Source organism: Pantoea sp. EABMAA-21 (assembly GCF_030053335.1).
Taxonomy (GTDB): domain Bacteria; phylum Pseudomonadota; class Gammaproteobacteria; order Enterobacterales; family Enterobacteriaceae; genus Pantoea; species Pantoea communis.
Genome location: NZ_JASGBX010000001.1, coordinates 669,566 through 689,174 on the forward strand (window position 1 = coordinate 669,566; position 19,609 = coordinate 689,174).

General features: G+C 51.7%; 22 protein-coding genes and 1 pseudogene. 13 read left to right on the forward strand and 10 right to left on the reverse strand.

Annotated elements, in window-relative coordinates:
• Nucleotide 1: 1 nt before the first annotated feature.
• The 6 genes from fliO to QMZ65_RS03365 all read left to right on the forward strand — a co-directional run bounded on the left by fliO (nt 2) and on the right by QMZ65_RS03365 (nt 5,411).
• The gene (fliO, locus tag QMZ65_RS03340; protein WP_034824448.1) at nt 2–397 is read left to right on the forward strand and encodes a flagellar biosynthetic protein FliO; all 396 of its coding nucleotides are present in this window, start codon (nt 2–4) and stop codon (nt 395–397) included.
• Entirely contained in the window at nt 397–1,128 is a 732-nt protein-coding gene (gene fliP, locus QMZ65_RS03345) for a flagellar type III secretion system pore protein FliP (protein ID WP_034825234.1), read from the forward strand. The genes fliO and fliP overlap by 1 nt, the downstream gene beginning before the upstream one ends.
• A gap of 77 nt (nt 1,129–1,205) precedes the next feature.
• Nucleotides 1,206–1,475 (forward strand): flagellar biosynthesis protein FliQ, encoded by a 270-nt coding sequence (fliQ, locus tag QMZ65_RS03350; protein WP_034824451.1) that lies wholly within the window; start codon nt 1,206–1,208, stop codon nt 1,473–1,475.
• Entirely contained in the window at nt 1,475–2,263 is a 789-nt protein-coding gene (gene fliR / locus QMZ65_RS03355) for a flagellar biosynthetic protein FliR (protein WP_160832785.1), read from the forward strand. Before fliQ ends, fliR begins: the two co-directional genes overlap by 1 nt.
• Nucleotides 2,264–2,892: 629 nt before the next feature.
• Complete coding sequence (gene rcsA, locus QMZ65_RS03360) at nt 2,893–3,528, forward strand: transcriptional regulator RcsA (RefSeq protein WP_097116789.1); 636 nt, start codon at nt 2,893–2,895, stop codon at nt 3,526–3,528.
• 176 nt (nt 3,529–3,704) lie between these two features.
• On the forward strand, nt 3,705–5,411 hold the full coding sequence (locus QMZ65_RS03365) for a methyl-accepting chemotaxis protein (RefSeq protein WP_097116788.1): 1,707 nt from the start codon (nt 3,705–3,707) through the stop codon (nt 5,409–5,411).
• A gap of 78 nt (nt 5,412–5,489) precedes the next feature.
• Here QMZ65_RS03365 and dsrB read toward each other — a convergent pair whose 3' ends face one another.
• Together dsrB and QMZ65_RS03375 are read right to left on the reverse strand one after the other, a co-directional pair.
• Nucleotides 5,490–5,684, reverse strand: coding sequence for a protein DsrB (dsrB, locus tag QMZ65_RS03370; RefSeq protein ID WP_034824463.1), 195 nt, complete (start codon nt 5,682–5,684; stop codon nt 5,490–5,492).
• A 67-nt stretch (nt 5,685–5,751) separates the two neighbouring features.
• Nucleotides 5,752–5,910 carry a YqaE/Pmp3 family membrane protein gene (locus tag QMZ65_RS03375; protein ID WP_034824466.1) on the reverse strand — a complete coding sequence of 53 codons (159 nt, stop codon included), beginning with the start codon at nt 5,908–5,910 and terminating at the stop codon, nt 5,752–5,754.
• Nucleotides 5,911–6,228: 318 nt separating this feature from the next.
• Here QMZ65_RS03375 and yodD point away from each other — a divergent pair, with 318 nt between their 5' ends.
• The 3 genes from yodD to QMZ65_RS03390 all read left to right on the forward strand — a co-directional run bounded on the left by yodD (nt 6,229) and on the right by QMZ65_RS03390 (nt 8,864).
• A complete protein-coding gene (yodD, locus tag QMZ65_RS03380) occupies nt 6,229–6,462 on the forward strand; it encodes a YodD family peroxide/acid resistance protein (RefSeq protein ID WP_038646324.1) in 234 nt (77 codons plus the stop codon).
• Nucleotides 6,463–6,822: 360 nt separating this feature from the next.
• Complete coding sequence (locus QMZ65_RS03385) at nt 6,823–7,620, forward strand: mannosyl-3-phosphoglycerate phosphatase-related protein (RefSeq protein ID WP_097116786.1); 798 nt, start codon at nt 6,823–6,825, stop codon at nt 7,618–7,620.
• A 23-nt stretch (nt 7,621–7,643) separates the two neighbouring features.
• Complete coding sequence (locus tag QMZ65_RS03390; protein ID WP_034824481.1) at nt 7,644–8,864, forward strand: glycosyltransferase family protein; 1,221 nt, start codon at nt 7,644–7,646, stop codon at nt 8,862–8,864.
• Here the strand turns inward: QMZ65_RS03390 and dgcQ are convergent.
• The 6 genes from dgcQ to QMZ65_RS03420 all read right to left on the reverse strand — a co-directional run bounded on the left by dgcQ (nt 8,861) and on the right by QMZ65_RS03420 (nt 12,921).
• Complete coding sequence (gene dgcQ / locus QMZ65_RS03395) at nt 8,861–10,513, reverse strand: cellulose biosynthesis regulator diguanylate cyclase DgcQ (RefSeq protein ID WP_097116785.1); 1,653 nt, start codon at nt 10,511–10,513, stop codon at nt 8,861–8,863. The genes QMZ65_RS03390 and dgcQ overlap by 4 nt on opposite strands.
• Nucleotides 10,514–10,644: 131 nt before the next feature.
• On the reverse strand, nt 10,645–10,824 hold the full coding sequence (locus tag QMZ65_RS03400; protein WP_034824498.1) for a YodC family protein: 180 nt from the start codon (nt 10,822–10,824) through the stop codon (nt 10,645–10,647).
• Nucleotides 10,825–11,004: 180 nt separating this feature from the next.
• A complete protein-coding gene (locus QMZ65_RS03405; RefSeq protein ID WP_255253243.1) occupies nt 11,005–11,139 on the reverse strand; it encodes a hypothetical protein in 135 nt (44 codons plus the stop codon).
• 36 nt (nt 11,140–11,175) lie between these two features.
• Nucleotides 11,176–12,087 carry a DUF808 domain-containing protein gene (locus tag QMZ65_RS03410; protein ID WP_097116784.1) on the reverse strand — a complete coding sequence of 304 codons (912 nt, stop codon included), beginning with the start codon at nt 12,085–12,087 and terminating at the stop codon, nt 11,176–11,178.
• An 11-nt stretch (nt 12,088–12,098) separates the two neighbouring features.
• Nucleotides 12,099–12,374: a hypothetical protein gene (locus tag QMZ65_RS03415; protein WP_034824504.1), complete on the reverse strand. Its 276-nt coding sequence runs from the start codon at nt 12,372–12,374 to the stop codon at nt 12,099–12,101.
• A gap of 70 nt (nt 12,375–12,444) precedes the next feature.
• Nucleotides 12,445–12,921, reverse strand: coding sequence for a very short patch repair endonuclease (locus tag QMZ65_RS03420; RefSeq protein WP_097116783.1), 477 nt, complete (start codon nt 12,919–12,921; stop codon nt 12,445–12,447).
• Nucleotides 12,922–13,048: 127 nt separating this feature from the next.
• Here QMZ65_RS03420 and dcm point away from each other — a divergent pair, with 127 nt between their 5' ends.
• The gene (dcm, locus tag QMZ65_RS03425; RefSeq protein ID WP_283215411.1) at nt 13,049–14,449 is read left to right on the forward strand and encodes a DNA (cytosine-5-)-methyltransferase; all 1,401 of its coding nucleotides are present in this window, start codon (nt 13,049–13,051) and stop codon (nt 14,447–14,449) included.
• Between the two features lie 122 nt (nt 14,450–14,571).
• Nucleotides 14,572–16,173 (forward strand): methyl-accepting chemotaxis protein, encoded by a 1,602-nt coding sequence (locus QMZ65_RS03430; protein WP_283215412.1) that lies wholly within the window; start codon nt 14,572–14,574, stop codon nt 16,171–16,173.
• A 48-nt stretch (nt 16,174–16,221) separates the two neighbouring features.
• On the opposite strand, the gene QMZ65_RS03435 is transcribed toward QMZ65_RS03430, so the two are convergent.
• Both QMZ65_RS03435 and QMZ65_RS03440 read right to left on the reverse strand, forming a co-directional pair.
• The gene (locus tag QMZ65_RS03435; RefSeq protein WP_211728373.1) at nt 16,222–16,470 is read right to left on the reverse strand and encodes a hypothetical protein; all 249 of its coding nucleotides are present in this window, start codon (nt 16,468–16,470) and stop codon (nt 16,222–16,224) included.
• 76 nt (nt 16,471–16,546) lie between these two features.
• Nucleotides 16,547–17,245 (reverse strand): annotated as a pseudogene (locus tag QMZ65_RS03440) (phosphohydrolase).
• Between the two features lie 589 nt (nt 17,246–17,834).
• Between QMZ65_RS03440 and QMZ65_RS03445 the strand changes: the two are divergent.
• Both QMZ65_RS03445 and mtfA read left to right on the forward strand, forming a co-directional pair.
• Complete coding sequence (locus tag QMZ65_RS03445) at nt 17,835–18,515, forward strand: ASCH domain-containing protein (protein ID WP_034824525.1); 681 nt, start codon at nt 17,835–17,837, stop codon at nt 18,513–18,515.
• 170 nt (nt 18,516–18,685) lie between these two features.
• Nucleotides 18,686–19,453, forward strand: coding sequence for a DgsA anti-repressor MtfA (mtfA, locus tag QMZ65_RS03450; RefSeq protein ID WP_283215413.1), 768 nt, complete (start codon nt 18,686–18,688; stop codon nt 19,451–19,453).
• The last annotated feature ends 156 nt before the right edge of the window (nt 19,454–19,609 follow it).

Sequence of the window (19,609 nt, forward strand, 5' to 3'; positions counted from 1 at the left end):
CATGTTAAAGAACGCGCAAATTGGCCAGCCTGTTCATAGCCAGCCGGTGGTCTCTACCGGTTCGGTGATTGGGCAAGTCAGCAGCGTGCTGGCAGTGATTGTTCTGCTGATTCTGGCCTGTGGTTGGCTGGCAAAACGCCTTGGCTTTGCGCCCAAAACCGTCAACACCCAGGCGCTGAAAATTAGCGCCAGCGTGCAGGTGGGTCGTCAGGAGCGGGTGGTGATTGTTGACACCGCCGATGCGCGTTTAGTGCTGGGCGTCACCGCCCAGCAAATTACCCATCTGCATTCGCTGCCACCGCTGCCACCTGAAGAGCTGGTGAACAAAACCGTGGCGCCGCAGGATTTTCGTCAGCTGTTCCAGAATCTGGTTAAACGTCCCGGAAAACCCCAATGATGCGTCGATTGCTTCCCCTCTTGCCGCTTCTGTTGCTGGCACCGGTTGCCCATGCGCAATTGCCTGGTCTGGTCAGTCAGCCATTGGCGAATGGCGGCCAGAGCTGGTCACTGCCGGTGCAGACGCTGGTGTTTATCACCTCGCTGACCTTTATTCCGGCCATCTTGCTGATGATGACCAGCTTCACCCGCATCATAATTGTTTTTGGCTTGCTGCGTAACGCCTTAGGCACGCCTTCTGCCCCCCCCAATCAGGTTTTGCTTGGCCTTGCGCTGTTTTTAACCTTCTTTATTATGGCGCCGACCTTCGACAAGATTTATAGCGACGCCTATTTGCCGTTCAGTCAGGACAAAATCAGCATGGACGTAGCGATCGACAAAGGCGCTCAACCGCTGCGTGAGTTTATGCTGCGTCAGACGCGTGAAGCCGATTTAGCGCTGTTTGCTCGTCTTGCCAACACCGCGCCGATTCAAGGTCCGGAAGCCGTACCGATGCGCATTTTGCTGCCGGCTTACGTCACCAGTGAACTGAAAACCGCTTTCCAGATTGGTTTTACTGTGTTCATCCCGTTCCTGATCATCGACCTGGTGGTTGCCAGCGTGTTGATGGCGCTGGGGATGATGATGGTGCCGCCGGCGACCATTTCTCTGCCATTCAAGCTGATGTTGTTTGTGTTGGTGGATGGCTGGCAGCTGCTGGTGGGTTCACTGGCACAAAGTTTCTACTCCTAGCGGCACACCTGGAAGTCGATGGCAACTCTCAATCCGGTCGGCCTGAAGGCCGCAACATATAACGCCAGGAGCGCAGCATGACACCCGAATCGGTTATGGTCATCGGCCAGGAAGCAATGCGAATTGCCCTGATGCTCGCCGCCCCGCTGTTGCTGGCGGCACTGGTCAGCGGTCTGATCATCAGCCTGTTACAGGCGGCCACGCAGGTCAACGAACAGACACTCTCCTTTATTCCTAAGATCCTTGCCGTTGCCGCCACCGCGGTGATTGCCGGCCCGTGGATGCTGAACCTGATACTGGATTACATGCGTAATCTGTTGACCAACTTACCTTATATCATCGGCTGATGATTAACCTCGATAGCAGCCAGCTGGTCCATTGGGTCGCGCAATTTTTCTGGCCGATGGTACGTTTGCTGGCACTCTTTGCCAGTGCGCCGGTGCTGAGTGAGAAATCCATTCCCAAGCGCGTGAAAGTGGGCCTCGCGGTATTGACGACCTGGATCGTCATTCCCGTGTTGCCTCCGGTGGAAGTCACGTTATTTACCCCTGCGGGTTTCTGGATCCTGTTACAGCAATTACTGATTGGTGTGGGGATTGGCCTGACGATGCAACTGGCGTTTGCCGCGGTGCGTATGGCCGGTGAAGTCGTGGGATTACAGATGGGCTTATCCTTTGCCACCTTCTTTGATCCTGGCAGCCGCCTTAACATGCCCGTGCTGGCGCGTTTTCTCGATATGCTGGCCATGCTGCTGTTTCTGACCTTCAACGGACACTTGTGGCTGATTTCGCTGCTGGTGGACAGTTTTCATACTCTGCCGATTAACGATCAACCCCTCAACGCCAATGCTTTTATGGCGCTGGTGAAGTCCGCCGGGTTAATTTTCCTTAATGGCATGATGTTAGCGCTACCCTTAATTGTTTTATTGCTCACGCTAAACATGGCACTAGGTTTGTTAAACCGTGTTTCACCACAACTCTCGGTTTTCGCGATCGGCTTTCCGATTACCTTAACGGTGGGGATCCTCAGTCTGGGTATGATGATGCCGCTACTCGCCCCCTTCTGCGAACATCTCTTCGGCGAAGTCTTTGATTTACTCGCCCAGTTTGTCTCAGAACTCTCCCGCGCACGCTAATTAACGTTTCTGTAGAAGTTCTTATGCGATAGTTAAGTATTCAAAATCAATCTGTGCATTTTTCGAACCATATTTCTCAGAAATCAACTGAGGTTATTCTGATAAATGCGCATTTCTTGGGAAAATTATTCTTATTAAACGGCGCTTCGCGTATTTTAGTCAGACGATTCCTAAGGTGATAAACCTTGAGAATTGGTTGAATAAATGCTCAAAGGGCTGTTTTTAAACAAAAAAAATATTGCAGCGATTTTTCTTGTCTAAATCCCTTTTTTCCGGCATTGTCAACACTCGCTGAAACGTCACACTTTCGCGATTCAAATGTTTTTAAGAATTGTCCTATCAGATTTGTCTGTGACTTGCGCGATAGTGACAGGGCTCTCAAAAACAGAGCGAATTACACACTTAATGCAAACTCCCGGCGATTCCCACTATCGCGGGGACAAGAGTGACGTGGAAGTAACACAAAAAACTTCGCAGAAGGGTTCAGGGATAGAGTCATGATGGCGCACGGATATCATTCGCCAGTCTGCCGAGCAGAATAAAAAAGTGTCTTTGGAAATCTCTCTCGTACCGCAAACGCGTATTCATCGTTGATTTAAACGGATAACAAATTGGTGAGGGTCGCTATAATGCCAACGATTATTATGGATTCATGTAACTACACACGCCTGGGATTATCAGACTATATGTCGGCCAAAGGAGTTAAAAAGAAAAATATTACTCCGGTCTCTGATATTGAACAACTGCAACAAAGATGTGAACAGTTAAAGCCTGGTGTCGTTTTTATTAATGAAGAATGCTTCATTCATGAATCCGATTCCAGCGATCGTATTCGTGCTATTATTATGCAGCATCCAGATACGCTATTTTTTATCTTTATGGCGATCTCGAATATCCATTTTGAGGAATACCTCTACGTTCGTAAGAACCTGATTATTACGTCAAAATCGGTAAAAACCTCGACTCTGGATTCACTGCTCGGCACTTACCTGCAAAAGAAACTCAGCGCTACCCCGCGTATTTCAGCAGGCCTGGATGTTCACCCACTGACATTAAGTCAGACTGAATCAAATATGCTGAAAATGTGGATGTCAGGACATGACACCATTCAAATTTCAGACAAGATGCAAATTAAAGCCAAAACGGTATCGTCACACAAAGGTAATATAAAACGCAAAATTAAGACACATAATAAACAGGTTATTTATCATGTGGTGCGACTGACCGATAATGTGACCTCCGGTATTTATGTCAACGTGCGATAGTTCTGCATGTAAACAGTTTGAGTAAATAGCCGTAGCCGACAAAGGGCCAATCCGCAGATTGGCCCTTTGTCGTTTTGCCTGGATCTGCGAGCCAGGTCTCACTTCGCCCCCTAATCCTTTAGCCTAAACTGCCGATGCTTGTTCTCAGAACACCTACCCAAAATGAGAGCAAGGATATGAAAACAGCATCGATTGATGAGCAATATAAGCTCAGCATCTGGCAGAACCTGCGCCTGATGCCTCTTTTCAGCATGATCTTTGGTGGCATTCTGCTGCTTTTTGCCCTGTGTATCGGCCTCGCCAGCTATTTTTTAATCCAGAGTAATAATTCCCTCAACGATGCGACGGATGAAATTCAAATCCGTATGGGCATCTCTAATAGCTCAAACCATTTGCGTACCGCTCGTCTGAACGTGCTGCAATCCGGCGCCGCTGCCCGCATCGGTGAAATGGACGGCTATCGTGCCGATCTGGCGCGCACGGAGACCCGCATCAAGCAAGCGCGTGACGGTTTTAAAACTTACATGGACCGCAAGGCGAAAACGCCGGAGGATATCGCGCTGGATGCGCCACTCACCGCGGCATTCAATGACTATATCGACAAGGGATTGAAGCCGATGATTGAGTCGGCTAAGCAAGGCAGCTTCGAAGGGATCGTGGCGCAGGAAACCGACGTGACACGCAAGTTGGATGATGCGTATAACGCGGTATTACTGAAAGCGATAAAAATTCGTACTGACCGTGCCGAAGCGATCAACGCGGAAGCTGCGCACCAGTCCCGCGTTGGCTTTATTGCCATGGCTGTGGCCTTTGCTGCTGCACTGGTATTGGTGCTCCTCACCTTCGTCTTCCTCCGCCGTGTGGTGATCAGCCCGCTGCGTCAGTCGGTTGAGCGTATTGAGCGTATTGCGCAGGGCGATCTGACCGCACCGGAACAAGCGTATGGCCGTAGCGAGATCGGTAGCCTGTTGCATAATCTGCAACTGATGCAGGCCGCACTGGTGCGTACCGTAGGCACCGTCCGCGAAGGCGCCGTTGCCATCTATCAGGGTTCCAGCGAGATCTCAGCCGGTAACACCGATTTGTCTTCACGCACTGAGGAGCAGGCCTCCGCGCTGGAGCAAACCGCTGCCAGCATGGAACAGCTTACCGCGACCGTGAAGCAAAATGCGGAGAACGCCCATCATGCCAGTCAACTGGCTGCGGATGCTTCCGGCAAAGCCCGTAGCGGTGGTGAGTTGGTGCATGGCGTGGTGAAAACCATGAACAATATCTCTGGCAGCTCGAAGAAAATTGCTGAGATCACCAACGTCATTAACAGTATCGCCTTCCAGACCAACATCCTGGCGCTGAACGCGGCGGTAGAAGCAGCGCGTGCTGGTGAGCAAGGACGTGGTTTCGCCGTCGTAGCGAGCGAAGTACGCAATCTGGCCCAGCGCAGTGCCCAGGCCGCGAAAGAGATTGAAACGCTGATTGCCGAGTCGGTTGATCTGATTAATAACGGTTCACATCAGGTGGGTGAAGCCGGCTCAACCATGGGTGAGATCGTCGAGGCGGTGCGTCGCGTCACCGATATTATGTCGGAAATTGCCGCCGCCTCCGATGAGCAGAGCCGTGGCATTCAGCAGGTGAGTCTGGCGGTTACCGAGATGGACAACGTGACGCAGCAGAACGCCTCGCTGGTGGAAGAAGCCTCTTCAGCGGCAGCCTCGCTGGAAGATCAGGCGGGTCGTCTGACACAGGCCGTTGCGGCATTTAAACTTAACGATTCACCCGCATCGCGAGTGATGGCACCTTCATCAGGCACCCTGAAGGCCCCGACGCTGACACCGCGTCCAGCATTGGCAGCGGCGAACAGTAATGACAACTGGGAAACGTTCTAAACCTTCTCGCCGTCATTGATGGCAGCGGTTGATATGCATCAGGTGCACCTTATGTGCACCTGATTTTTTTATGCAGTCTTAAGCTTCCTCGTAGGGCTCAACAAACACCCCTTCCGCATGGTCGCTTTCATTAAAGAACCAAATCCCCAGCGGATAATCCTCCAGCGCCACCAGGTACATGGTCCCTTCATTAAAACCTTCAACTGCCAGTACCGTACCCACGCGACGTGGGCCGCCATCGGTTTTTACCGTTACGCGGTCATTCACCTGCATTGATTACTCTCCAGATATTGTCCTGAATACAGTGTAACGGAAGAAAATGGCGGCCGCCTGATCCGGATCAGCGTCGGGCGATGACCCACACGGCATGCACAATGCCCGGGATATAACCGCACAGTGTGAGCAGGATATTCAGCCAGAAGGCACCGCCAAAGCCCACCTGCAGAAATACACCCAGCGGTGGCAGTAAAATCGCAATCACAATTCGAATAAAATCCATACTAACTCCCTGATATCACTTCTTTATCGTCAAGCTTTAAGCATAGCCGCTGATTCGATTGATGAGATGACAGACGGGTAAAGTTCTGTCAAACCGCGGCTTTTCACTTTCTTAACAGTACGCAGAGAGACTTCTGACGCGGGTAGCCCGTACACTTCTTCGTACTGCACCAACCCCAAAGGCGCAGTCAACCTAAAAGTAACAAGGATTTTTGCCCGCGCAGCGCGGGCTTTTTTTTGCCTGAAATCTGCCCTTTCCTGCCCATTCTTCCCGTTGTCTATACTGATAAAGAATCTCATCGCCTCTGGGAGGCCGACCATGACAACCGCAAAAGAGTACAGTGACAACGTGCAGCGCGAAGTGAACATTGACGTTGAAGCATTGCTGGAAGCGATTCAGAAGAAAACCTCAGGCGAGGTTAAAGAGTTCATGGAAGCGGAACACGCTCACCGGGTGAAAGTGAATGGTGAAGCCTATGACTCTTATATCGAGCTGGCTGAAGCATTTGAACTCGATATCCGTGACTTCTCGATCACTGAAGTTAACCGTTGAAATCGATTTCAAAAAAATACCCGGCGGGATGGCCGGGTAAAGTAAATCAGTGAATTCGTTACACCAGGAAATTCTTAACACCTGAGTCAGACTACGCTTTAGTCAACACAAGACAAGTCCCAATCTTGCGTATAAAACGAACAAAAATGCATTACCTTCCCCATTTGTTACCGAAAACACCGTGTGACTGCTGTGTTTCTTTTATGCGCAATGTGTGCACGTCCCTAATCGTTACCCTGTGGATTTAAGATTTATCCTGGAAATTGACGCAGCAGACTCGCAAAAAAGTGTGATCTTCATAACGCTATTATACTGATTACTCTCTGCTTTACGGACGCGCCTGGCGTAAGGAGTGTGTAGATGCTCAGACTTAACTCGTCGCTGATGATTGTGACCGATCTCGATGGCTCGCTATTGGATCATCATGACTACAACTGGGATGCCGCCAGTGAATGGTTGCAGCGCCTCAAACAGCAGGCGATTCCCGTGGTGTTCTGTTCCAGTAAAACGGCCGCTGAAATGATCCCCTTACAGAAACGCCTGGGTCTTTCCGGTACCCCTTTCATCGCTGAAAACGGGGCGTTTATCGCTTTTGATGGCGAGCAGATTGCAGCGGAGGAACCGGGTGAACACTATCTTGCGCTGTGCCGCTGGTTGAAAACCCTGCAATCCACTTTCCGCTTCAGCGGTTTTCACGACTTTAGCGATGCGGAAGTGGCCCGCTTCACCGGATTAACCCTGGCCGAAGCCAGCCAGAGCCGACTGCGCAATGCTTCAGAAGTCATACTCTGGCGCGATGATAGTGAAAAGCTGGAGGATTTTCGTATGGCGCTGGCGGAACACAACCTGGCGCTCACCCAGGGGGGACGATTCTGGCATGTGATGCCCGCGGGCTGCGGTAAAGGCATCGCACTGCAGCAGCTGCAGCAGCATCTCGAACAGCGCAGTGGAGAGAAGCGGACCACCCTCGGCCTCGGTGATGGCCCCAATGATGTGCCGATGCTGGAGCAGGTCGATTATGCCGTAGTGATTAAAGGATTCAGTAAAACCCCGGTGATCCTCACGCGCCGCGATCAACAAAATGTCTATCACACCGCGCATGCTGGCCCGCTGGGCTGGCGTGAAGGGCTGGACTATTTTCTCGCGCAACCCGAATAACTCTCTGACCTAAGGATGAGAAAATGAGTGATTTTTACCAAAATGGTGTCATTACTAACTTTCATAATCTCACCCAACGCAGCGTTGAATCGCTGGAAAAAGAGATGGTACGTTTCGCGCGTAAACGCAAAATGGGGCTAATCCTGCCTTCCCTGTTCTCAGAACTGGAAGGTCCGGCGCTGGATAACATCGTCAATGAGCTGGCCAAAGTGCCTTATCTGGATGAGATCGTCATCGGTCTCGATCGTGCTGACCGCGACCAGTTTCTGTTTGCTCGTGAGTTCTTTTCTCGTTTGCCACAACGCCATCGCATCCTGTGGAATGATGGACCGCGATTGAAAGCGCTGGATGCTGAACTGGATAAAGAGGGGTTGTCGCCGAGCCAGCCGGGTAAAGGACGCAACGTGTGGTTCTGCACCGGGTATACACTGGCCTCGGATCGCACCCAGTGCGTGGCGCTGCATGACTGCGATATCGTCACCTATGAGCGCAGCATGCTGGCGCGCTTGCTCTATCCGCTTGCCAATCCAGCTTTCCAGTATGAGTTCTGCAAAGGGTTCTACGCGCGCGTTGCGGACGGCAAGCTTAATGGTCGCGTAGGCCGCTTGCTGGTCGGCCCGCTGCTGCGTTCGCTACAAAAAGTGTATGGCCATTCTGAATATCTGGATTACCTCACCAGCTTCCGCTATCCGCTGTCTGGCGAATTCGCCATGCGCACCCATGTGCTGAACGGCATCAAAATTCCCGGCGACTGGGGGCTGGAAATCGGCGTGCTGTCGGAGATTTATCGCAACTACACCACGCGACAAACCTGTCAGGTGGAAATTGCCGATAACTACGATCATAAACATCAACCATTGGCAGAAGAAGATGGCACCGGCGGCCTGAAACGCATGAGCAATGATATTGTCCAGTCGCTGCTGCGCAAGCTGGCGACCATGGGCGTGCCACTCACCAGTGACTCATTCCGCGTGCTCAAAGCCACTTATTATCGCAATGCGCTGGATATGATGGAGATCTACAATCACGAAGCGACAATGAATGGCCTGAAGTTTGATCAGCATATTGAGGAAGCGGCGGTCGAGATGTTCACGCAGGCGATACTTGATGCCGGGCAATCCTTTATTGAGCGGCCCAATGAGAAACCTTTCATTCCCAGCTGGAGCCGCGTGCAATCGGCGTTTCCGGATATCCTGCAGCGCATATATCAGGCGGTGGAGGAGGATAACGAAGGCAAGGTTTAATCTTCTGCCACCACGCGGTTGCGGCCGCCGGTTTTCGCCAGATACAGGCGGCGATCGGCGGTGGCTTGCAGGCTCTCGGCATGATAATCGCCCTGCTCTTCGCTGCCGGTCACGCCAGCCGACAGGGTGACGCTGAACGTGGTACTGGCATTCACCAGAATCGTTTTTGCCGCTAAACGCGCACGGATGCGTTCCGCAATTGCACTGGCATCCGCCAACGTAGTTTCCGGCAGTACAATACAAAACTCCTCTCCGCCGATACGGCCCGCCACATCATACTTACGCAGCGTATGGCTAATCACGCCCGCCACCCGAATCAATGCCTGATCGCCTGCCGCATGTCCCCAGGTATCGTTCACTTTCTTAAAGTGATCGACATCCAACTGAATCACCGCGAGGGGCGTTTGCTGCTGCTGGCTGCGGGCAGAGATCGCCACAAACTGTTCAAAGAACGCATTGCGATTGAGCAACCGCGTCATACCGTCGTAATTGGCACGCCAGGTGAGTTTGGCGGAGAGATCGTCCATACGGCGCACCAGACGAATAATGACCTGATGCACGACCAGCAGTAGCAGTACAAACAGCAACCACATGCCGAGCAAGAACAGCGATACACGGCCAAGTTCCTGTGACATCCCCTGCCTCAGGCTCTGAATATTCACGATATACGCGTCCACATTCTTTAATTTGCTCCAGCTGGCAAACTGGGTGCCAAGGCGCATCACACCTCCAGGCAGTTGCCGGATTTGGCTCTCCAGACGCTCCTGTTGTTCTGGCGTCAAGGGCTCATCGTTGGGTGCATGCAAGCGAGTGATTTCATTTAACGAGCGGTCCACCATGAGCAACTTTCCTTGTAGCAAGCTGTGTCGTGCTTCGGCCATCAGCCCATGTATCCGCGCCTGGGTGAAATCCATCGACAGTACACCGTACCAGTAACCATGACTGACGATCGGCGTGCTCACTGTCATCATTAACCCTTCGTTAAATTCACCTTGATAGGCTTCACTCCAGCGCAATCGACCGCGCTGCGGATTATCCGGTGCCTGATCGCGAAAATAGGGGCGCTCCGTCATGGTGGTATAGCTTTCTATCAGCTCTTGCGGACTTTGCGGAGGCCTTGAACTGATAAAAAAACCGGCGCGCGAGATATACCAAAAGCGTGAGTGAAAATCCTGTCCCGGGTCGCTGAACTGCATGATAAAGCTGAATTCCATGGCGGCGCGCAATTCCGCATTGATGTGATCGCTGTTGCGCAGCAGCAAGGGATCGCGCATTAACCAACTGTCACTCACGCCATTCAACGGCATACTGCGCAGGCTGGCCAACTTTAACTGCCAGGTCGTTTGCTGGCGCAATTGTTGAAAGCGGGTAATGGCTTCGCGCGTTTGACTCGAATCCAGCGGATGCATCAACGCATAGTTGAGCATTCTCTCGTAATACGTCAATTCATCGATGCTTTCCTGAAACCGGCTGTCGAGGTTTTTCTGGATTTCAGCCAGTTGTGCGCGCTGACGCTCCTCATAGTTATTTTTTAGCTCAATCGCTTCATGCACAGTAAGAAATGCAGAGAACAAAAAGACCGCCAGAAAGCAGAGATGCACCGGCAAAAAAGGATTACCTGTGCGTGGCGTCAAAGGCGAAGTGGGCATGGGCAACAGTTATTCAATAAAGGGCGGATGCGAAAAGTGTAGTCAGCAGGAGAAAAGTCGTACAGGCAGGGATCAAAGGAAAATCAGATAGGTAAAAACGCAACGGGACGGATTGTCCGTCCCGCACACGCTTAGCTGGCCAGCTGTCGCGCTCCGGATAAGTGACTCAGTTCGTCACTACGGAACGCCTCGCGTCGCACGCTGTAGCCATCATACCAACGACACTCTACCATTCCGCTGGCATAGCCGGTCACCACCATCGTGGGTCCGCCCTCTTTGTGCTGAACTTCATCACTGATCGCAAAGGTCATACCGCGCCCTCCCTTTTTCCGTTGAATGAACGAATAAAGTTATAGCAGCTGCACCCCATTTACGCCTATAGGATAATGTTATTACTGTGACGAAATCGGAATAAGCAGTGTAAAATGTTGTTTATAAAAAAAGCCGATAAAAATTATTATCGGCTTTGAAACACTTTCCCGGGTGGGAAATCAGATTTTGCAACCTTCGCAGTCCGCTTCGTCGCTGATATCAGCCGGGACTTCATTGGCTTTTTCAGCCGCTTTCGCTTCAGCCTGTTCCAGCTGCGCATCGATATCAAATTCAAACATATCGTCGTTCATCATCGTTCTCCTGACCCGTGATTGATAAATTCCTGCGCTTTATACCGATTTACCGCGTACTTTCGCAACCAGATTAACCGCCAACAGCACGATCGACCCAATGATAAAGCCGAGTACCAGATTGGCACCGTTGCTCAGTAAGGCAGAAATAACGCCATGGAAGCCGCTGCTGTACTCCTCGATCGCGTGATGCAACGGCGCGATACCGTGCACAATAATGCCGCCACCGACCAGGAACATTGCCACCGTGCCCACCACCGTTAACACCTTCATCAACCAGGGTGCCAGCGCCAATAACGCACCGCCAGTCGCCTGAGCCAGCGTGGAGGACTTTTCCCGCAGCCAGTATCCGAGGTCGTCGATTTTCACGATCATCGCCACGATGCCGTAAACACCAATCGTCACCAGAATCGCAATCCCCGCCAGAATCAGCACCTGATTCAACAGCGGCGCTTCAGAGACAATCCCTAAGGTGATTGCCACAATTTCCGCAGAAAGAATGAAATCTGTGCGTATAGCGCCTTTAACTTTATCTTTTTCGAACTGGCGCGGATCCTGCTGCGCCAGCTTATCCAGACGCTGTTGACGTGCCTCCGGGCTGCTTTCTGCCTTATCGTGATTCAGGCTGTGCAGCACCTTTTCCACGCCTTCATAGCAAAGGTAAGCGCCGCCCAGCATCAACAGCGGTGTGATTAGCCAGGGCGCAAACGCCGAGATAATCAGCGCCAGCGGCACCAGAATTAATTTATTAAGAAATGAGCCTTTTGCGACGCTCCAGACCACGGGTAATTCACGGTTGGCTTTTACGCCGGTGACCTGCTGCGCATTGAGTGAGAGATCATCACCCAATACGCCAGCGGTCTTCTTTGCCGCGACCTTGCCCATCACTGAAATATCATCAAGCAGCGTCGCAATGTCATCCAGAAGCGTGAGTAAACTGGTTCCTGCCAAAATAGTTATCCTTATTCCGGTTCGTGATCCTGACAACAGGGGCATCGCTCAACCGCCGTCACTGACATATCAGCGATGCCCGCACAGTCCCATTCGACGCGAAGTGTTTGCCCGGCAAGATCGCCAGCGTGCACATATTTGCTGACCGGACTTTCCGTCATTCCGCTGATCTCCTCGGTGGCCACCAGTTGCTCGCCTAAATAAATGCGTGCCGTTGCATGGGTGTTCACCATCCGCTCATCACGGAGTTGATACAGGCGTTTGACCGTCAGTTTGATGCTGCTCATGGCTCGATTCCGCGTCCCAGAGAAAGAGAAGATCTAAACCGTTATGGCGGCTAAAAGCAACAATCGCACGCTATTCAACACGATAGTGATGCAAGCCTTGATGATCGATTTCGCCACTGTGCATGGCGGCCAGCAGCCACTCTTCCAGTCGTTCAATCAACGCCTCATCTTCAAGGCGCAATTTTCCACGCAGCGCGCACTCCCAGACAATCAGTACCTTCCAGCCGCTTTGTTGTAACTGCCCGATATAACGGCGGTCGCGTTCAACGTTGCTGTTAATTTTGCCGTTCCAGAACTCAGTGCGCGTGGCGGGCATCTTGAATAAATAGCAGTGATGACGATGCCAGAAGCAGCCATGGACAAAGATAATCGCCCGCTCGTGTGGCAAAACAAAGTCTGGCCGACCCGGCAACGCTTTATCTTGTACACGATAGTTAAAGCCACGATCTTTCAAAATCAACGCGATACGCTGCTCAATCGCTGTGTCATGATTGCGAATGGCACGCATATTTTTGCTGCGAATAGCTTGCGAATGGACGTCGACCATGGCGTCTCCTTTTTATTGGGGCTTCTACAACTTTAGCGGTTTGGCGTGAAAGCGAAAGGCACGCGCAACAAGTGTGTGAAGACGCGAGGAGTGATAGCATAGCGGCTTCACTGTTAAGGAAAAACGCATGCTTGCTATCGATCCCGCCGCGACGGTTTCACCCTCCTCATTTTCTTCCCCTTCGGATGACGCCACATCGCTGTTAATGCAGGTCCTCGATATCTATGCCGCACGCGATGTGGTGCAAACTTTAACCGAGGCGGGCGGATGCGACTGGAGCGTGCCGCGTCTAAATCGCATTCGTCAGGGTAAAAGCGCCGTTCCTGCCCTTTCCAGCGATGAAGTCAGCAGCCTGCAAGCGTTATTGCCTTCGCGCCCTGCTCATTACGCTGCGCCTAAATTTCAATTTGTCGATCTGTTTGCCGGCATCGGCGGGATTCGTCGTGGTTTCGAGCACATTGGCGGCCAGTGCGTGTTCACCAGTGAATGGAATAAAGAAGCGGTTCGTACTTATAAAGCCAATCACTACAGCGATCCGCAACGGCATCAGTTCAATAGCGATATTCGTTTGGTGACGCAGCCCGCAGGACTCACTGACGAACAGGCGATTTATCAGCACATCGACCAAACCATCCCCGATCATCAGGTGCTGCTGGCGGGTTTTCCCTGCCAGCCATTTTCACTGGCCGGCGTCAGTAAAAAAAATGCGTTAGGTCGTGCGCACGGTTTTGAGTGTGAAGCGCAGGGCACGTTGTTTTTCGATGTTGCCCGCATTCTCGCTGCCAAAAAGCCGCCGTTCTTCGTGCTGGAAAACGTGAAAAACCTCAAGAGTCATGACAAAGGACGCACCTTCGCCATCATTATGGCGACGCTGGATGAACTTGGCTACGACGTTGCCGATGCGGCCGACAGCGCAACACCCGATGCGAAAGTGGTGGATGCGCGCCATTTCCTGCCGCAGCATCGCGAACGCATTGTGCTGGTCGGCATTCGCCGCGACACCGGATTGAGCGACGGTTTTTCACTGCGCGCGCTTTCTCAACTCTATCCGCAGCAGGTGCCCACGCTGCAAAGCTTGCTGGAGCCGACGCCAGATGCGAAATACATCCTGTCGCCGACACTGTGGAACTATCTCTATCAATACGCCAAAAAGCACAAGGCTAAAGGTAATGGCTTCGGCTTTGGCCTTAACGATCCCCGTAATCCCAACGTATGTGTCCGCACTTTATCAGCGCGCTATTATAAAGACGGCTCAGAAATTCTGATCGACCGCGGCTGGGATCAGGCGCAGGGGGAAGCGGATTTCCAGCTCGCCAGCAATATGGCTCTGCGTCCGCGTCGGTTAACACCGCGGGAATGCGCCCGACTGATGGGATTTGAGGCACCGGGACAAAGCCAGTTCCGTATTCCGGTCTCGGATACCCAGGCCTATAAGCAGTTTGGTAATTCAGTGGTGGTCCCGGTTTTTGCTGCTGTGGCACAGTTACTTTCGCCGCTTATCGAACAATATCTTAGCCAAAACACTTAGCGCCACAGGTCCACAATTTCCTTTAGGGACGCGTATTATGCTGTTTTGCGCTAAAACGCGTCTATTGTCACCAAACTGTCACGCCCGCTCTCAATACTCCTTTTTATTTTTGGGGGCGTTAGATGTCACTCCTTTCTGTAATCTCGTTACCGCTGCGTTTACGTACACGTCTTACCTGGCGTTTGCCGCTTTGGCTCACCAGTCTTCGTAACCAATTTTTGCTGTTTATCGTGCTGTTCTGTCTCCTGCAGTTCGCGGGCGTACTGCTGCTCAGCAATCACGTTAACCAGACACAAACGTCACTCCAGCAAGCCAACCAACTGCGGGAAAGATTGGCCCTGCTGGATAAAGCACGTATCGAATTGCTCACCGCCAGTGATAACAGCCACCGTGCTGGTATCTATTTAATGCAGGATCAGCAAAGTGGCTCAGTCGATAGCTGGAAAAGTCTGGCGGCCGCCTCTGATGATTCGTTAAAAAAAGCGCAGGCACTGTTCACCGCCTACCATGCTAAAGCACACAGTCCGCTGGCTCAGGGCTTTGGGATGTTAGCGGAAGGTTTGCAAGAGCAGTTGAAAGGGTTAGCGGCCAATGACATCAATGCCTTCTTTATGGTGCCGATGCAGGCATTCCAGCAGCAGTTTAACGATGCCTGGTTCAGCGAGATTGAACAAGCCAACCATCAACTGAGCAGCGTCAATCAAAATACCCTCAGTACGCTAAAGCAGAGTCGCAACATGTCGCTGATCGTCAGTGCCATTTTGATGGCGCTGCTGGTGCTGGCCTCCAGTCTGTTGATGCGCGGCGTGCTATTGCCGCTGCGTCGTGCCAACCGGCAGTTGGAGCAGATTGCCACCGGTGATTTAGTCCCGAGTCATGATACGCCACGCCGCCAGTGCTTAGAGACGCGCCAGCTGTTTCAGTCGATCGAATCAATGCGTTTCGGTCTGCAGCAGATTGTCAGCGACATTAATACCGTTGCTGTGAGCGTGGCGGCGGGTGCAGAAAATATGCAGCAGCATAATGAACAGGTGATGCAGCAACACCAGGCGCAGAATGCCAGCTTCCACCATCTGTCACAGCGTTTACATCGCGTGTCTGAAGAAGTCGAAATTGGTGCGCAGTTCTCGCAGCAGGCCACGCAGGAGGCGCAGTCAGCCGATGCTCTGATGCGCAACTGCGCCACGGAAGTCGACAATATGGAACTCAAAATGCAGCAGATTGTTACAGCGTCGGGTGATATCGCCGGAATTGTGGGCATGCTGGATAGCCTGTCGATGCAAACCCGTTTGCTGTCGTTGAATGCCGCGATTGAATCCGCTCACGCTGGGTCATACGGTCGTAGTTTCTCCGTCGTCGCCAAAGAGATGGGGCTGCTGTCGCAAAAGAGCGGTGAATCAACGCGTCAGATTGATGGTTTAATTCAGCACACTCAGCAGCATGTGAATGATGGTTTTGACAAAGTGAAAGCGCTGGAAGTGTTGTTTACACAAATCAGCGGTGCGGTTTCGGGGGTCGTAACGCAGCTCGATGAGTTGCAGCAAAATAGCACTGCGCAAAGTCACCGCGTCAGTAAAATTGCGCACGAAGTGGTGGAGATGAGTAATCAGCTACAGCAAAACGAAGCGCTCAACGCCCATCAGGTCAATTCGGCTACGCAACTGCGTGAACTCTCTGATCGCCTCGCCCAGCGGGCACAGCAATTCCGCGTTGATGCCGCTTGAGTACAAAGATAAAAAAACCCGTCAAGTTGACGGGTTTTTAAATGTCGCTTATTTCTTCTTTTTGCTTTTCTTCAGCAGCATACGCACCTGCTTCAGTTCAGACGCAGTGAGCTGCTCGGTCACCGCTTCTTCCGTATTCAGACTATCAACCGCCGGTTGCTCAACAGCATGTAAACTGGCCTGCAGGCGGTTAACGATCTCCTGACTCATGGAGATTTGGTTATCGGCGGCTAACTGTTTGATGTGCTCTTTCAGGGCCGGGTCAATTTTAATGGTTAAGTTAACGGTCTCGGTCATCTTCACACTCCCTCTTGATTTACAACAACGTAGCGGAAGAAGATGAAAGTTAACAGACTGTCATAAAAATTTAATATTACGAGTGTATGGGGCTGAAATCCCTTAATACGGATTCATCAATACTGGTCAGGTTGCCCTGTAATTCCGCGCACAGCTTGCCCATATAGTGCACCAGGAAATCGGCATTATGCTCTGCCAACATGCGCCCCGCTTCGGTTTGCATGGTTTCTGGCAAGCGTAAAAGTTTTTTCTGGAAGTGGTCCAGCGTCCATTTCACATCGTCTAATTCGCGTTCTTTTCCTAATGGATCTTCGCTATCAAACAGCGGACGGCCCAGCGCTCCGGCCGTATAGAAAACACGTGCGAGGCCGATAGCACCTAAAGACTCGAGGCGATCGGCATCCTGAACAATTTTTGCTTCCAGCGTCAGTGGCGTGATACGTGCGCTAAAGCTGTGCGCCTGAACGGCATGGGCGACGCCATCCAGCAGTTCCGGTGGGAAGTCGGGAAAATCCTGCTGCAGAATTCGACGTGTCTCTTCAGCGGCATAGGTGGAGGCCAGATGGCGCTATGGGTGGTTTTTTGGCAGGTTAACCACGTCATGGAAGTAACAGGCGGTGAGGACCACCATCGGGTCGGCTGCACTGTGCTGCATGATGCGCGTGGCGCTCATCCAGACACGGCGCAGGTGCGCGATATCATGGGCTTTATCGTCGTGCAGCCAGTTCTGCTGCAGCCAGTTCTCGTAGCGTTGTTGCCAGCGGGTGAGTGACATCGTGCTTCTCCTTATTGCTGTTATAAAAGCACCGCCAATTCAGGGTGCTGCTCCTGGGGACATCATAGCGGCCTAATCGTGACACTTTTTTTACATCCCTCCTGGATGTGCAAAGCGTAAAAATGCGATCCCGATCTTGTTATAACGCTGTTAATGCCGATTTCCCAGCGGAGATCACGTTTTAGGCATTTCCTTAGTGTCATTTAAGTTAAATAACTCTGTTAAACAGGCGTAATCTATTTCATCCATCAACAATATTCACGCTTTTGAATTATTCCAGTTAAACATGCTTAATAACTCAGGGTAAAAGCGATAAACGCCCATGGATAAATCTGAAAAGTTTCCCATCCAGGCCGTTATAACGTACTGTATAGGGAATATTTCTGGCTCTCTCTCACCTGCAAAGGTACTTACAGCATGGATTTTGCTTAAGAGCCATTTTTAAAACCGGAATACGCAGTAATTGCCTGATAGTAAGGCGACAAATTATTAAGCAAATTGATTCAAACCCATTATGCTAATTCTCTCATCTGCGGTTGCAGGTGATTGTCGGAGTTCTCCGGGTGAGTAAAACTACATGAGGTACGTAATGAAAGAACGGCCGATTCTTTTTTCCGAACAGCGGGTCCGCGCCCTGTTGGTTGGCCAGCAAACGCAAACCCGGCGCATCATGAAAACTCAGGCCTTTGGTCCGGGTCAGGATCATCACGAAGGCGTCCATGCGTTTGACGTTAGCGCCAACCATCTGCATGGCTATAAATTGATGTCGATGGCAGATGTCAGCTCTCACTGTCCCTTTGGACAGGCGGGCGATCGATTGTGGGTGCGTGAAACCTGGCGCGGCCCCATCGTACCGGAAGAGCAACTCGCCGAATATGAACGCGATCCTCTGCCGTTCCGTAGCCCTGCGTTCTGTCAATATCGTTCTGACAGCAATGAACTGGGTCAACTGGATGAGGATGTAGAGCATGCCGAGCAGTTTGGCTGGCAAACAGCGATTCATATGCCGCGTTGGGCCAGCCGTATTGATTTGGCCATTACCTCGGTACGCGCTGAAAAAATTCAGGACATTAGCGAAGATGACATTATGGCTGAGGGCGTGCAGACCGATACGCACTTCCTGAATAACTTCTTCACGATGAACATGAACGCTGAATCCCCGAAAGAAGCCTATCGTAAAGCGTGGCAAAAGCAGTATGGCGCCACCAGCTGGGAAGTGAACCCGTGGGTTTGGGTGATCGAATTCCAGCGCGTTGAACGCGAGAGTTAACTGTCTTCCGCCCTCTCCCGCTCGGGCGAGGGTGATTTTCCTGCTTTGCCATCTTAATCACAGAAAAACCCTGTAGTAACTGATTGAATACACGGCTTTGATTCCGCGCTGGTATTTTTCATCTTGCCGCGTCAGGATAACCCTTTCAGCCCTGCAGAGTGAGTCGCGCGATGTTCAAATGGCCATGGAATGCGCAGGTAGATGCCACCGTCACAGCGCTTCCTTGGCAACAGGCAATGGCGCAACCGATCTTTTCGCTGCTCACACCTGATGAGCAAAGTGCCCTGACCGCGCTTGCCCAACGCTTCCTACACCAAAAGAAAATCTCGCTGCTGAATGGATTGCCACTCGACGAACGACAATTGGCTCGTCTTGCCTTGCTGTTTTGCCTGCCCGTGCTGAAACTGGGTCTGGAGTGGCTGGATGGCTTTCATGAAGTGTTAATTTATCCCGAACCGTTCAATGTCGATGACCGTTGGGAAGACAGCAGCGGCTTAGTCCACCAGGCGCCAGCGGTGCATGCCGGTCAAAGCTGGACACAAGGCCCGGTAGTCTTAAACGCGTTGGATATACAGGATTCTTTCGATCTTTCCGGCTACAACCTCGTCATCCATGAAATTGCGCATAAACTCGATGCACGCGGCAGTGGCTACACCAGCGGTATTCCCGTCATTCCCTTACGAGATGTCGCCCAATGGGAGAAAGACCTGCTACAGGCGATGGAAGAGATCGAAGCAGAGGTTGAATTGGTCGGCGAACAGGCGGCAACCATCGATCCCTACGCCGCCAGTGATCCTGCCGAATGCTTTGCCGTGCTGTCGGAGTACTTTTTCAGCGCACCAGATTTACTGGCGGATCGCTTCCCTGCGATGTATCGCCACTTACAGCAGTTTTATCGCCAGGACCCGATGGCGCGTCTTGCAGCAGGTTCTGCTTAAATCGCGAACGCTTTGTACTATTGCTAGCCAGTTGAATACAAATGTATTTTTAGCTGTTGACACATTAATGAGGTGCCATTAATATGCGCCTCGTTCACACGATTCCTCTGTAGTTCAGTCGGTAGAACGGCGGACTGTTAATCCGTATGTCACTGG

What these genes read in the sequence shown, in the direction of transcription:
- QMZ65_RS03405 (WP_255253243.1), bottom strand. Translation starts at nt 11,139, where the DNA reads ATGATGAACGACGATATGTTTGAATTTGATATCGATGCGCAGCTGGAA.
- dgcQ (WP_097116785.1), bottom strand. Translation starts at nt 10,513, where the DNA reads ATGCCCACTTCGCCTTTGACGCCACGCACAGGTAATCCTTTTTTGCCG.
- QMZ65_RS03435 (WP_211728373.1), bottom strand. Translation starts at nt 16,470, where the DNA reads ATGACCGAGACCGTTAACTTAACCATTAAAATTGACCCGGCCCTGAAA.
- QMZ65_RS03375 (WP_034824466.1), bottom strand. Translation starts at nt 5,910, where the DNA reads ATGGATTTTATTCGAATTGTGATTGCGATTTTACTGCCACCGCTGGGT.
- fliP (WP_034825234.1), top strand. Translation starts at nt 397, where the DNA reads ATGCGTCGATTGCTTCCCCTCTTGCCGCTTCTGTTGCTGGCACCGGTT.
- QMZ65_RS03430 (WP_283215412.1), top strand. Translation starts at nt 14,572, where the DNA reads ATGTCACTCCTTTCTGTAATCTCGTTACCGCTGCGTTTACGTACACGT.
- QMZ65_RS03400 (WP_034824498.1), bottom strand. Translation starts at nt 10,824, where the DNA reads ATGACCTTTGCGATCAGTGATGAAGTTCAGCACAAAGAGGGCGGACCC.
- fliO (WP_034824448.1), top strand. Translation starts at nt 2, where the DNA reads ATGTTAAAGAACGCGCAAATTGGCCAGCCTGTTCATAGCCAGCCGGTG.
- QMZ65_RS03415 (WP_034824504.1), bottom strand. Translation starts at nt 12,374, where the DNA reads ATGAGCAGCATCAAACTGACGGTCAAACGCCTGTATCAACTCCGTGAT.
- dcm (WP_283215411.1), top strand. Translation starts at nt 13,049, where the DNA reads ATGCTTGCTATCGATCCCGCCGCGACGGTTTCACCCTCCTCATTTTCT.
- mtfA (WP_283215413.1), top strand. Translation starts at nt 18,686, where the DNA reads ATGTTCAAATGGCCATGGAATGCGCAGGTAGATGCCACCGTCACAGCG.
- QMZ65_RS03385 (WP_097116786.1), top strand. Translation starts at nt 6,823, where the DNA reads ATGCTCAGACTTAACTCGTCGCTGATGATTGTGACCGATCTCGATGGC.
- rcsA (WP_097116789.1), top strand. Translation starts at nt 2,893, where the DNA reads ATGCCAACGATTATTATGGATTCATGTAACTACACACGCCTGGGATTA.
- QMZ65_RS03445 (WP_034824525.1), top strand. Translation starts at nt 17,835, where the DNA reads ATGAAAGAACGGCCGATTCTTTTTTCCGAACAGCGGGTCCGCGCCCTG.
- yodD (WP_038646324.1), top strand. Translation starts at nt 6,229, where the DNA reads ATGACAACCGCAAAAGAGTACAGTGACAACGTGCAGCGCGAAGTGAAC.
- fliR (WP_160832785.1), top strand. Translation starts at nt 1,475, where the DNA reads ATGATTAACCTCGATAGCAGCCAGCTGGTCCATTGGGTCGCGCAATTT.
- QMZ65_RS03420 (WP_097116783.1), bottom strand. Translation starts at nt 12,921, where the DNA reads ATGGTCGACGTCCATTCGCAAGCTATTCGCAGCAAAAATATGCGTGCC.
- QMZ65_RS03390 (WP_034824481.1), top strand. Translation starts at nt 7,644, where the DNA reads ATGAGTGATTTTTACCAAAATGGTGTCATTACTAACTTTCATAATCTC.
- fliQ (WP_034824451.1), top strand. Translation starts at nt 1,206, where the DNA reads ATGACACCCGAATCGGTTATGGTCATCGGCCAGGAAGCAATGCGAATT.
- QMZ65_RS03365 (WP_097116788.1), top strand. Translation starts at nt 3,705, where the DNA reads ATGAAAACAGCATCGATTGATGAGCAATATAAGCTCAGCATCTGGCAG.
- dsrB (WP_034824463.1), bottom strand. Translation starts at nt 5,684, where the DNA reads ATGCAGGTGAATGACCGCGTAACGGTAAAAACCGATGGCGGCCCACGT.